This is a genomic window from Thauera sp. WB-2, assembly GCF_027594845.1.
Lineage (GTDB): Bacteria > Pseudomonadota > Gammaproteobacteria > Burkholderiales > Rhodocyclaceae > Thauera > Thauera mechernichensis.
Genome location: NZ_CP088935.1, coordinates 4054001 through 4065984, shown reverse-complemented (window position 1 = coordinate 4065984; position 11984 = coordinate 4054001). Strand labels below are relative to the sequence as shown.

Below are 11984 nucleotides of genomic sequence, written 5' to 3'. Positions count from 1 at the left end.
GGCGTCTCAGCGCCCGGGTCTTGGCGGGCCCTGCGTGAAGGCGGCGCGTGTGCGCCTTGTCAGTGCTTGTGCTCGGGGTCCGCCAGCAGCCCAGCGGCGCGCTCCGATGCCACCAGGATCAGCTTCATCGTCGCTCGCGTCGCACCCACGAAGAGCTTGCGCATGGTGAGCTCGTCCATCCCGTCCGCGCGCGGCTCGAAGTCGATCTCGGTGAAGATGATGCAGGGCGCGGACTGGCCCTTGAAGCGGTACACGGAGTCGATCAGCAGCTCGCCCTGCGAGTGCTCCGGCTCGCCGAGCAGGTCGTAGCGGCCGGTGAAGGCGCGCAGGCGGTGGGGGCCGAGGTGCTCCAGCGGCGTGAAGCGCGAATGTTCGCGGCCGCGGAAGGTGAGCAGCACGATCATGTCGCGTCGGAAGCCGAGTCCGAGCGCGCGCGTGATTGCGCGCTTGGTGGCCTCCAGCATGCCGGCCTCGTCGTGCCAGGCGAGCAGTTCGGGCTCGCTGTCGGCCACCGGGCTGCCGGCGCGGATGGGGGCGGGCAGGGGCAGGCGGGCGTTGAGCAAGGCGAGCACGTCGGCCGGGGTGCGGTAGTTGGTGTCGGCGCTCAGCCCGACCCAGCCCGGCAGGGTCACGGCCGGGCGGTCGTAGAGGTTCTGCAGCGGGTCTTCCAGCCACCACGCCCGCCCGCCCGGCTTGAGCAGCGCGAGCAGGGTGTCGCGCCAGGCCTCCATGAAGTCCTGGCCCTCGTCGATGATGAGCTCGTCGAACTGCCACCGGGGGTCGGGCTGTCCGCTGGTCGGGGCGGCCACCAGGGCGGCGAAGTCCGCCTCCATGCGGCGGAAGGCGCCGGGAGCGCCGAAGCGCGGCGGGCGGCCGGCGTCGCGCAGGCGGCGGTCGCAGAGCTGGTGGTAGGTGGCAATCTCGCCGCCGGCGGGGGCGATGCGGGCGAAGTGGTCGGCCAGCGGGCGGTTGTAGCAGACGTAGAGCGGGCGCCGGCCGGCGGCGAGCGCATCGGTGTAGGCGGCGAGCGCAAGCTGGGTCTTGCCGCTACCGGCGGTGGCGGTCACGCGCAGGCGGTGCGGGCTCATGTCGATGCGGCGCGCCCATTCGGTGAGCCCGCCCGACAGCCGCGTGCTCAGGTCGTCCACCTGGCCGATGTGGGATTGCACGTCGGGTACCAGCTCAAGCAGGTCGGCGAAGAAGCGGTGCAGGGCCTGCTGGCGGGCAGGGTCGGCGGGCGCCGCGCCGTCGTTGTCGCGGGTGAGGGCGCGGACGGTGGCGACCAGCTGCTCGCGCCGCGGCGCATCGACGATGCGCGCCGGGTCGAGGCCGGCGGTGCCGGGCTGGCGCACGGTGTAGTCGGGGCAGTAGAGCAGCACGTCGAGCATTGGCTCGGCGCCGCCCAGCGCCGGGCGCAGGCGCGCGCGCAGGGCATCGGCCTGGCGTGCGAGATCCACGCTGATGTTGCGTTCGCGTCGCCGCCCCGGGCGCAGCAGGCCGTGCTCGGCCTCGTCGAGGAAGCCGGCCTGCTGTTCGATGAGCAGGATGCGCCCGCCCGGGCCGAGGACGACGAAGCCGATGTCGCCGAACACCGCCGCGCTGCCCTCGGCCCGCGTCCAGTGCAGGCCGTGGTAGATCGTAGTGTCGGCTGGCAGCGCGCCCGCCAGCAGCGCGAGCGTCTGCAGCTCGCGGGCGCGGGCGCCGCTGGCGGGCAGCAGGCGCCAGCCTTCGGGGTGGGTCTTGGCCATGGCGGTGGGCAGGTGGACGATGAACAGCGGCCAGTTTACACATTCGCAGGCGAGTGCCTGTGCGCGAGCTTTTTGGGTCCAGCCCGGGGGCATGTCACCTTCGACCCCTCGCGGCTGGCGCCGCGCCTACGGCAGTCCCATGCGCCGCCGCGGGCTGTGACGTGATGCGTTATCCTGCTGTGCTTGTCGTGTCGCCCTGCCGGCGCCCCTGCGGAACTCCTGCATGCTGTCCCTGAGCTTTTCCAACCGCTTCGAGATCCTCCTCGACGATCTCCTCGAACGTCTCGCCGACGAGCAGCCCGGCCCCTTCGGCGAGCGCGAGGTGGTCGTGCCGAGCGCCGCGCTGCGCCGTCGGCTCGAGCTGGCGGTGGCCGATCGCGAGGGCGTGTGCGCCAACCTGCGCTGCGACTTTCTTGCCCAGTGGCTGTGGCAGCAGATCGGCCGCGTCGTGCCCGAAGTGCCGGCGCGCTCGCCCTTCTCGCCGGCGCTACTGGCCTGGCGCATCCACGGCCTGCTCGATGCAGGCGCGGCCGAAGGCGCCTGGCTGGGCGAGCATCCGCGCCTGGCGCACTACCTCGCCGGGGCTGACGCGCGCATGCGCTTCGAGCTCGCCGAGCGCATCGCGCGCGTGTTCGACCACTACCTTACCTATCGGCCGCAGTGGCTGGCGCGCTGGAGCGAGGGCCGGGGCAGCGTGCTGGAGGCGGACGCGAGCGCTGCCGCGCGTGCCGACGAAGCCTGGCAGGCCGCGCTGTGGCGCCGCATTCGCGAGGCCATGGGCCTGCGCAGCGAGCACCCGGCGACCGCCTTCCTGCGCGCGGTGACGGCGATGGATCACGATGCGCTCACCGCCACCGGCCTGCCGCGCAGCGTGCATGTGTTCGGCCTGCCGGCGCTGCCACCGCTCTACCTCGACATGCTGCGCGAGCTGGCGCGGGTGGTCGATGTGCGTCTGTACGTGCTCAACCCCTGCCGCGAGTTCTGGTTCGACATCGTCGATGCACGCCGCCTGTCCTGGCTCGCCACCCGCCAGCAGGACCTGTTCTTCGAGACCGGCAACCGCCTGCTCGCCGCCTGGGGCAAGCAGACCCGCGCCCACATCGGCCTGCTGTTCGAGGGCGAGCATGTGCTCGAGGAGGAAGCCTTGTTCGCGCCGCACCCCGGCCGCCACCTGCTCGCCCGCGTGCATAACGCCATCCTCGACCTGCAGGAGCTGCCGCCCGCCGGGGTCAGGCTGGCCGCCGCCGACCGCAGCATCGAGGTGCATGTCTGCCACTCGCGCACGCGCGAGCTCGAGGTGCTTCACGACCGCCTGCTCGGCCTGTTCAAGGCGCACGAGGGCACGCCGGACGCGCTCACCCCGGCCGATGTGGTGGTGCTCACCCCTGATCTGGAGGCGAGCGCGCCGCTGATCGAGGCGGTGTTCGGCACCGCCCCGCCAGCGCGTCGCATCCCCTGGCGCATCACCGGCCTGGGCGGCACCCGCGACAACCCGGTGGCCCAGGTGCTCGACCGCATGCTTGGCCTGGCCGCCAGCCGTTTTCCCGCCACCCAGGTGTTCGATCTGCTGCAGCAGGCCCCGGTCGCCGCCCTCCATGGCCTGGACGACACGGCGCTCGAGACCCTTCACGACTGGCTGCGTGCCGCCGGCGTGCGCTGGGGCCTGGATGCGGGCGCGGTGCACGCGGCGCTGGGGCAGGCGGAGGGCGAGCCGGCCGGCCTGCCACATACGCTGGAGGAGGGCCTGCACCGCCTGTTCCTCGCCTGGGCTGCGGGCGAGGCCGCGCAGCACGCGTCCTTTGCCGGGCGCATCGGCGCCGCCGCGCCCGAGGGCCAGGCGGCGCTCGCGCTTGGACGCTTCTGGCGTTACGCCGAGAGCCTGCGCAGCCTGCGCGCGCGCCTGCTGCAGGCGCATGACGCCGAGGGCTGGCGCGCGCTGCTCAACGAGGTGCTCGACCGCCTGGTCGGCGACGCCGCCGCGTGGGCGGACGAACTGCGCGAGTTACGCGCCGCCATCGCCCAGCTCGCCGACAACATGGCGGCAGGCGGTTGCACGGACGCGCAGGGGCTGGCGGTGATCCGCCCCGCGCTCGCGGCCCTGCTCGACGACCCGGCGCGCGGTGGCGTGCCCGGCGGCACGCTCACCTTCTCCGCGCTGTCCTCGCTGCGCGGGCTGCCCTACCGCGTGGTGTGCGTGATCGGGCTCGATCACGGTCTCTTCCCCGGCAGCGATCGTGCCGCCGAGTTCGATCTCATGGCGGCCCGCCCCCAGGCCGGCGACCGCCAGCGCAGGCTGGACGAGCGCAACCTCTTCCTCGATGTGCTGCTGTCCGCGCGCGAGGCGCTGCACCTGTCCTACGTCGGGCGCAGCGTACGCGACGGCAGCGAATTGCGGCCCTCGGTGCTGGTCGATGAATTGCTCGACGTGCTCGCCGAGGCCACCGCGAGCAGCGCCACCGACCCCGACGCGCTCGCCGCGGCACGTCAGCGCTTGTGCGTGGCGCATCCGTTGCAGGCTTTCGCCCCCGAGTACTTTCTGGCCGCCGAGCGCGGCGATGCGCGCCTGACGAGCTTCAACGAAGACTACGCCGAGGCCCTCGCCGCCCGCCTCGGGGCTGCTGCCGATGAGCGAACCGGGTACGTGGGCGCAAGCGGAGCGGCCGTCGAGGCGGCGGAAGATGCGATGGAGGCGGCGGTGGAGGGTGCGGATGACGGTCCGCTTGCCGTAGACGCCGCGCCCTTCTTCGATCACGCGCTGCCACCGCCCGGGCCGGAGTGGCGCACGCCCACGCTCGAGCGCCTCGTGCGCTTCTTCCGCAACCCCTGCCGCGCCCTGCTGCGAGAGCGCCTCGGACTCGACCTGCCCGAAGCCGATGCCGAGCTGGAGGACACCGAGCGCTTCGTGCCCGACCTGCCTGCGCGCTGGGCGTTGGCCGAGCGTCTGATGCCGGTGCTGCTTGACGCTCAGGCTGATGAGTGCGACTCGGCACTGAGGGGCGCCGGCGAGGGCGCTGGGCGCGATGACGCGGTGCTTGCGCAGCTGGCGCGCGCCGGTGGCGAGTTCCCGCGCGGTGCCATGGGCGAGGCGGCACTGGCCGCCGAGCTGGCCGCGATGCGCGAATTTGCAGCCCGCCTGGCCGCGGCCCGGCACGTCCCGGCGCTTGAGGCCGCAAGCTGCCAGATCGCGTTCGAGCTCGACGGCGAGGCGTGGACGCTGGGTGCCGTGCTCGGCGAACTGCGTCCCGAGGGCATGCTGCGCTGGCGCTATGCCAACGCCGGCGCCAGCCACTACCTCGAGGCCTGGATCGCCCACCTGATGCTGTGCGCCGCCAGCCCGGCCGGCGTCGAGCGCCGTACCCGGGTGATGCTGCGCGACGCCGACTTCACTTTCGCAGCGCTGTCGCGCGCCCAGGCGCATGACCTGCTTGCCGAACTGCTGGCGCTCTACCGCGAGGGCCTCACGCAGCCGCTCCACTTCTTCCCCAAGTCGGCCTGGGCCTGTGTTTCCAACGACGGTAATCCGCGCAAAGCGCACGACAAATGGACGGGCGGCCAGCGCCCGCAGTTCGGCGAAGGCCGCGACCCAGCCTACCGCCTGGCGCTGCGCGGCGTCGAGCAGCCGCTGGACGCGCGCTTCTTCACGCTCGCGCAACGGGTCTTCGGCCCTGTGCTTGAGCACCTGCAGGAGGCCGGCACCGAGGGCGCGGCGCCGCCCGCCTGAACGACCAGGATCGCTGCCCGATGCCGCTCACCCTCGCCGCCCCCGTCCATAGCGAGCTGATCATCAAGAAGAGTCGCTTCATCGGCTGCGTGCAGCCGATGGACGACCGTGCCGGCGCGCAGAGGGTGGTGGCCGAGCTGTGGGCCCGGCATCCGGGCGCGCGCCACGTGTGCTGGGCCTTGCTCGCCGGCGGCCAGTCGGCGGCGGTCGATGACGGCGAGCCCAGCGGCACCGCCGGCCGTCCGATGCTCGACGTGTTGCGCCACCAGGACCTGGAAGGTGTGCTCGCTACCGTGGTGCGCTACTTCGGTGGCGTCAAGCTCGGCGCCGGCGGCCTGGTGCGCGCCTACACCGACGCCGTGGCCCAGGCTCTGCTGCAGGCCGAGAAGGTGCCGATCGTGCGCTTGCAGACCCTGGCCTGCGTCGTGCCCTATGCGCTCGAAGGCCTGCTGCGGCGCGAACTCGATGCCGCTGGCGCGAACCTGATGAGGGTGGCGCACGGGCAGGCCGTGGAGCTGCACTTCAACCTGCCCGAAGAGGCCGCCGCCGCGCTGCAGGCGCGCCTGGCCGAGGCGGGTCAGGGGCGTCTGGCCTGGCTGGATGAGGCCGGTGGATGAGACTCCACGACGGGGCGCCGCGGTGTCTGTTCCCGCAGTAGGAGCGGCGCCAGCCGCGAGGGGTTGAAGGCGACCGGCGTCGGGTGGGTGCGATGAAAAGCGCGCGGCTCGCGCCGCTCCTACCGGGGGGCGCCGCGGCGTCCGTTCCCGCCGTAGGAGCGGCGCCAGCCGCGAGGGGTTGAAGGCGACGGGCGTCGGGTGGGTGCGATGAAAAGCTCGCGGCTTGCGCCGCGCCTACCGGGGGGGCGCCGCGGTGTCTGTTCCCGCCGTAGGAGCGGCGTCAGCCGCGAGGGGTTGAAGGCGACGGGCGTCGGGTGGGTGCGATGAAAAGCGCGCGGCTTGCGCCGCTCCTACCGGGGGGCGCCGCGGTGTCCGTTCCCGCAGTAGGAGCGGCGCCAGCCGCGAGGGGTTGAAGGCGACCGGCGTCAGAGCGCATCCAGTTTGCCCAGATAGTCCATCGCCTGCGCCAGCGTTGCGGCGCGCTCGCCTTCGTCCATCTTCGCCCACGCCTTGTAAGGCATCGCCATGCGCGGGTTGCGTGCGAAGCGGGCCTCGTGGCGCAGCAGGAAATCCCAGTACAGGCTGTTGAAGGGGCAGGCGGGTCTGCCGCTGGCGCCGTGGCGGCGCTTGGGGTCGTAGGTGCAGGTCTTGCAGTAGTCGGACTGCTTGCCGATATAGCTCGCCGCGCCAGCGTAGGGCTTGCTGGCGATCACGCCGCCGTCGGCGAACTGGCTCATGCCGCGGGTGTTGGGCATCTCCACCCATTCGAAGGCGTCGGTGTAGATGCCGAGGTACCAGGCGTCGACCTCGTCCGGATCGCAGCCGGCGAGCAGGGCGAAGTTGCCGGTGATCATCAGGCGCTGGATGTGGTGGGCGTAGGCGCTATCGAGTGATTGCGAAACCGCGTGGTGCAGGCAGTTCATCTTCGTCTCGCCGGTCCAGTACCAGGCTGGCAGCGGCCGATGCGCGTCGAGCGCGTTGCCCTGCGCGTAGCTCGGCATGCGCGCCCAATACACCCCACGGACGAATTCGCGCCAGCCCAGGATCTGGCGCACGAAGCCTTCGCAACTCGCGAGTTCGACCTTGCCAAGCTGCCAGGCAGCGACCGCCGCATCGATGACTTCGCGCGGGTGCAGCAGTTTCACGTTGAGTGCGAACGACAGGCCGGAGTGGAACAGCGTGGTCGAGCGCGTGCTCATCGCGTCCTGATAAGGCCCGAACCAGGGCAGGGCGTGTTCGATGAAACGCGCCAGGCCGGCGCGCGCCTCGCGCCGGGTCAGCGGCCAGCGTACCCGCCCGGCGTGCGGCGCACCGATGGTCTCCACGCCGGCGGCGGTGATCTCGCCCCAAAGCGCCGTCAGGTCATGACCGGCCCAGGGCCATTCGGGCGCGGGCGGATCGCCGGGCCATTTCTCGCGGTTCTGCGCGTCGAAGTTCCATACTCCGCCCACAGGGCTGTCCTCGGCGTCGAGCAGGATGCGGTGGCGGCGACGCATGTCGCGGTAGAAGAACTCCATGCGCGGCACCTTGGCGGTGAAGCGCCGGGCGAGTTCGGCGCGCTCGGCGAGGAAGTGCTCGCTGCTGAACACCTCATGCGGCAGGGCAAGCGCCTGTGCGGACTCGTCCAGCAGCCCTTCCACTCGCCATTCGTCGGCCTCCATGCGCTCGAAGCGGGTTGCTCCGCATTCGCCTGCTACCAAGGCGAGGTTGGCAGCGAAGGACTGGCGGTTGTCGGTGTCGCCGATCTTCAGGTAGCGCACGCGGTGCCCGGCGGCCTGCAGTGCGGCCGCGAAGGCACGCATCGCGGCGAAGATCGCCAGCACCTTCTGCGCGTGGTGGCGCACGTAGTCGGTCTCGCTGCGCACCTCCATCATCACGTACAGCACGTCTGGACGCGGGCTGCGGAACCAGGAGTGGGCGGCGTTGAGCTGGTCGCCGAGGATGAGGCGGAGGGTGGTCATGAATGCTCTCGGTTGGTGTTGTCGGGTTGTAGCGGGTTGCGCGGAATAGGCGCTCCCTTGGTCCGGTCGGCTGGCGCTCCAGCATACCTTTGGCTATCGCGCTGTTTGGCGGGAGTATCTCGCTTGCGCGGGCTATCCAACGGCGCCTGTAAAGGCGACGTCATGATTCTGTAAGAGAATTCGTGCCGCCCCTATGCCGCGTCGTCGTCGAGGACCTCATGGACAAACAGGATATTGGCGACCTTCATCGCCGGATCGAGCGTGAGTTGCTGGACAGCTACGACGAGGAACTCGAACTCGAGCTCGATGACCGGCGTTTCGACGAGATCGCTTCGCGAAGCGCAGGGACGCAGTCGGAGACGCCCGATGAGCGCCTCAGGCGCCGTCGCTACTTCACAGAATTGCTCCGTTTGCAGGGCGAATTGGTCAAGTTGCAGGACTGGGTCTCAACCACCAAGCATCGGGTGGTGATTCTCTTCGAGGGGCGCGACGCTGCGGGCAAGGGCGGGGTCATCAAACGCATCACCCAGCGGCTCAATCCACGGATCTGCCGCGTGGTGGCACTGCCCGCGCCAAATGACCGTGAACGCACCCAGTGGTATTTCCAGCGTTACGTGCCGCACCTGCCCGCAGCGGGCGAGATGGTGCTGTTCGATCGCAGCTGGTACAACCGTGCCGGCGTCGAGCGGGTGATGGGGTTCTGCACGGACGACGAGTACGAGGAGTTCTTTCGCTCGGTGCCGGAGTTCGAGCGCATGCTGGTTCGCTCGGGCATCCAGCTGATCAAATACTGGTTCTCGATCACCGACGAGGAGCAGCATTTTCGCTTTCTGTCACGGATCCATGATCCGCTCAAGCAGTGGAAGCTGAGCCCGATGGATCTCGAGTCGCGGGCACGTTGGGAGCGCTACACGGTTGCGAAGGAAACCATGCTTGAACGTACGCACATCCCCGAGGCGCCATGGTGGATTGTCGAGGCCAATGACAAGAAGGCAGCACGGCTGAACTGCATCCATCATCTGCTTGGGCAGATGCCTTATCGTGAGGTCATGCGACCAACGGTAACCCTACCTGAGCGAGTTCGTCATCCCGAGTACAGTCGTCATCCGGTCCCTATTAACCCGGCAATCAAATAGGTTTTGATATAATTCGGGCATGGAAAAGATCGATGCCCGCAAGCTTCCGCCCGAAGCCCTGGAACACATTCGTCGCCAAGCATTTGTACTGCGCAAGCAAGGCTACACATGGACGCACATCGCTGAGGTGTGTGGGGTTCATGTCGGTACCGTTTTGAAATGGGCACGCCGCGCCCAGGCCGACGACCTCGACGCCGTCATCAAGGGCGGGCAACGTGGTCGGCGCCATGGCTCGGGACGAACTTTGACGCTGGTTCAAGAGGAGCAACTGCGTTTGAAGATCATTGGCTCGAACCCCGCCCAACTGCAGCTCGAGTTTGCGCTGTGGAATCGTCGCGCGGTCATGCTCGCGATCAAGCAGCTCTTTGGCATCGACATGCCCATTCGCACCGTCGGTGAGTACCTTCGGCGGTGGGGTTTCACGCCGCAGCGGCCGGTCAAGCGTGCGCTTGAGCAGGATCCGGCCCGGCTCAAGGCGTGGCTTGAGGACGAGTATCCGAAGATCGTTGCGCGCGCCAAGACTGAGGATGCCGAGATCTACTGGGGTGACGAGACCGCCATTCGCCAGGACTCGCACTGGGTGCGCGGCTACTCGATGGCGGGGCTGACGCCTGAGCTTCGACTGCCGGCCGGTCGCCACGGATCGACATCGATGATCTCGGCGATCACCAACCAGGGCTTGGTGCGCTTCTCGTTCTTCGAGGGCGCCATTGATGCGGACCGCTTCATCGTGTTCTTGAAGGACCTGATTCAGGATGCGCAGCGTAAGGTGTTCCTGATCGTCGACAATTTGCGCGTGCACCGCGCCAACCGTGTCCGCGAGTGGGCTGTCGAAAACACCGAGAAGATCGAGCTGTTTTACCTGCCGCCGTATGCGCCGGAACTCAACCCCGACGAGTATCTGAACCGGGATCTGAAAACGACGATACGCTCCGGGCCGATTGCCAAGACCGCCGCCGCACTTCTCGAGAAGGCGCGTACGTGCATGGAACGCATCGCTGCGATGCCGGATCGTGTGCGGTCGTATTTCAGCCATGAGTACGTTCGGTACGCTCAGTAATTTAGCTATTTGATTGCCGGGTTAATAATGAGATGATCGTTCCATCTTGGTTCCGTTAGTTGGGAGCGGTTCGGTGAGCCGCAGGGGCAGTGATAGAAGCGTTCTCACTCGCTCCCTTTTCGAGTCCCAGCGCATGCAGCAGGTTATCTATGAACTCAGCCGGAGAGGCATGGATGAAGCCCTCTGGTACGCCGAGTGACCGCCTCAAGCGAAGTCGATCTTCCGCGCCATAGGCCACGATGAATGGGTACATTGCAGCGCTGATGGCCGCAAGATAGTCACCATATTCATCTCCGCATGCGTAACAGCAGGCTGGATTCACACCAAGGCGCTTGCGGGCCATGCTGAACTGGTCCGCCTTGTTCTCCCGCAGCGGCAAGCAGGCGATATGGTCGAATGCGCCAATGTCGATGTCGTGCCGCCTGAAGAGGCTTCGCAGCGACTGTTCGGGTTCGATCGTGACGTTGCGTGTGACCAGGCCGATTCGGACATGAGGTGCAGCAATCAATGTCTGAAGCAGGTCGACCATTCCCGGGTACAGGCGTGCCTCTTCGCGGTAGAACTCCGTGAGGGTTGTGAGCAGGCGCTTGCGGCTCTGCCTGCCGAATTGACGGCGAAGGTTATTCGGGAACTCTCGTAGTCCACCAAGATATTTGAAGAGCTTTCTACGCTTCTGGAAACGCTCCAGGTCGCCGATTGCCATCCCATGGCGCAGGAAGCTTTGTTCGACGGCATGGAAGGCGTCGATCAGCGTGCCATCCGCGTCGAATATGACCAGTTGCTGTCTGTTGGCTGGCTTTGTCATCTGGCTGATGTTCTGCGTCCCGGGCTCGGATGTGATTGTCTCTGCTAATGGAATAATCCATTACGGTTAATATGTTAAAGCACTGTTAAAGCCTGATGAAGATTTTCTGGCTTGTCACCAATATTTAACTTTCCCTGTCCAGAATGGGACGTTGTAGTGCTTCAGCCGTGAACGTCGGTGCCTGTCAGGATAATAGTGAATGAACTCGCTGAAAGTGGGCACTCGCGTGCTCTTGTTGAGCGCTGTGCTCATCATCTTCATGGTCTTGCTTGCAGGGCTCGGATTGAAGAGCATGCGCGATTCGGTAGCAAGTCTTGAGTCGCTGTATGCCAATCGGGTTGTTGCCGTCAGGGATCTCAAGGTCGTCGCGGACATGTTCGCGGTGAATATCGTAAACGCCTCTTACAAGGCAAACAGCAGCTTGCTTACCACTGCTGTTGCGGTGACGCGTATCGAGGAGGCCGAGAGGCTTATCGACCAGCGCATGCGCGCTTATCTTTCCATCAGCAAGGGCGCGCGTGAGACCCTGCTCGCCGAAGAGATCCGGACTTTGGTGGACGATGCCACGCAACCGATTGCTGAGCTGAAGGCTCTTCTCGGAAAGAACGATTACTTCGGGCTGAATCAGTACATGGTGAAGACGCTGCCTGCGGTAATTGACCCGATCTCACTGAAGATCTCCGATCTGATCGAGTTGCAACTCGATATTGCGCGAGAGGAGTTCGAGCTTGCTCAGGCGCGATACGTTTCCGATCTCCGGCTCATGGTTGGACTGGGCGGGTTGGCGATCGTTGCAGGGGTTGGATTCTCATTGGGGCACCTCGAATAACCCGAGGGTTTCAGTGAATCCCACGACGCAATGATGACGGCGACCAATTTCGGCCCAATTCCTCTGGCAAACCACCGCGTTTCTCGGCGGAGTTGCCCCGTTTTTGC

8 protein-coding genes are annotated in these 11984 nt (G+C 67.3%); 5 read left to right on the top strand and 3 right to left on the bottom strand.

Annotated elements, in window-relative coordinates:
• Nucleotides 1-59 precede the first annotated feature (59 nt).
• Nucleotides 60-1748, bottom strand: coding sequence for an ATP-binding domain-containing protein (locus tag LQF09_RS18470; protein ID WP_270069899.1), 1689 nt, complete (start codon nucleotides 1746-1748; stop codon nucleotides 60-62).
• A gap of 223 nt (nucleotides 1749-1971) precedes the next feature.
• On the opposite strand from LQF09_RS18470, the gene recC reads away from it, so the two are divergent.
• Nucleotides 1972-5469 (top strand): exodeoxyribonuclease V subunit gamma, encoded by a 3498-nt coding sequence (recC, locus tag LQF09_RS18465; protein WP_270068658.1) that lies wholly within the window; start codon nucleotides 1972-1974, stop codon nucleotides 5467-5469.
• Nucleotides 5470-5489: 20 nt separating this feature from the next.
• Entirely contained in the window at nucleotides 5490-6086 is a 597-nt protein-coding gene (locus LQF09_RS18460) for an IMPACT family protein (protein ID WP_270068657.1), read from the top strand.
• Between the two features lie 425 nt (nucleotides 6087-6511).
• Here the strand turns inward: LQF09_RS18460 and LQF09_RS18455 are convergent, their stop codons facing one another.
• The gene (locus tag LQF09_RS18455; RefSeq protein WP_002941453.1) at nucleotides 6512-8047 is read right to left on the bottom strand and encodes a cryptochrome/photolyase family protein; all 1536 of its coding nucleotides are present in this window, start codon (nucleotides 8045-8047) and stop codon (nucleotides 6512-6514) included.
• A 218-nt stretch (nucleotides 8048-8265) separates the two neighbouring features.
• Here LQF09_RS18455 and ppk2 point away from each other — a divergent pair, with 218 nt between their 5' ends.
• Entirely contained in the window at nucleotides 8266-9183 is a 918-nt protein-coding gene (gene ppk2 / locus LQF09_RS18450) for a polyphosphate kinase 2 (RefSeq protein WP_270068656.1), read from the top strand.
• Nucleotides 9184-9202: 19 nt separating this feature from the next.
• Nucleotides 9203-10243 (top strand): IS630 family transposase, encoded by a 1041-nt coding sequence (locus tag LQF09_RS18445; RefSeq protein WP_270068655.1) that lies wholly within the window; start codon nucleotides 9203-9205, stop codon nucleotides 10241-10243.
• Nucleotides 10244-10298: 55 nt separating this feature from the next.
• On the opposite strand, the gene LQF09_RS18440 is transcribed toward LQF09_RS18445, so the two are convergent.
• Entirely contained in the window at nucleotides 10299-11048 is a 750-nt protein-coding gene (locus LQF09_RS18440; RefSeq protein ID WP_270068654.1) for an HAD family hydrolase, read from the bottom strand.
• Between the two features lie 199 nt (nucleotides 11049-11247).
• Here LQF09_RS18440 and LQF09_RS18435 point away from each other — a divergent pair, with 199 nt between their 5' ends.
• The gene (locus LQF09_RS18435; RefSeq protein WP_270068653.1) at nucleotides 11248-11877 is read left to right on the top strand and encodes an MCP four helix bundle domain-containing protein; all 630 of its coding nucleotides are present in this window, start codon (nucleotides 11248-11250) and stop codon (nucleotides 11875-11877) included.
• Nucleotides 11878-11984 lie beyond the last annotated feature (107 nt).

Excerpts from the sequence above, each read along its gene's own strand:
- LQF09_RS18445 (WP_270068655.1), top strand. The coding sequence starts at position 9,203 with ATGGAAAAGATCGATGCCCGCAAGCTTCCGCCCGAAGCCCTGGAACAC.
- LQF09_RS18440 (WP_270068654.1), bottom strand. The coding sequence starts at position 11,048 with ATGACAAAGCCAGCCAACAGACAGCAACTGGTCATATTCGACGCGGAT.
- LQF09_RS18435 (WP_270068653.1), top strand. The coding sequence starts at position 11,248 with ATGAACTCGCTGAAAGTGGGCACTCGCGTGCTCTTGTTGAGCGCTGTG.
- LQF09_RS18460 (WP_270068657.1), top strand. The coding sequence starts at position 5,490 with ATGCCGCTCACCCTCGCCGCCCCCGTCCATAGCGAGCTGATCATCAAG.
- LQF09_RS18455 (WP_002941453.1), bottom strand. The coding sequence starts at position 8,047 with ATGACCACCCTCCGCCTCATCCTCGGCGACCAGCTCAACGCCGCCCAC.
- recC (WP_270068658.1), top strand. The coding sequence starts at position 1,972 with ATGCTGTCCCTGAGCTTTTCCAACCGCTTCGAGATCCTCCTCGACGAT.
- ppk2 (WP_270068656.1), top strand. The coding sequence starts at position 8,266 with ATGGACAAACAGGATATTGGCGACCTTCATCGCCGGATCGAGCGTGAG.
- LQF09_RS18470 (WP_270069899.1), bottom strand. The coding sequence starts at position 1,748 with ATGGCCAAGACCCACCCCGAAGGCTGGCGCCTGCTGCCCGCCAGCGGC.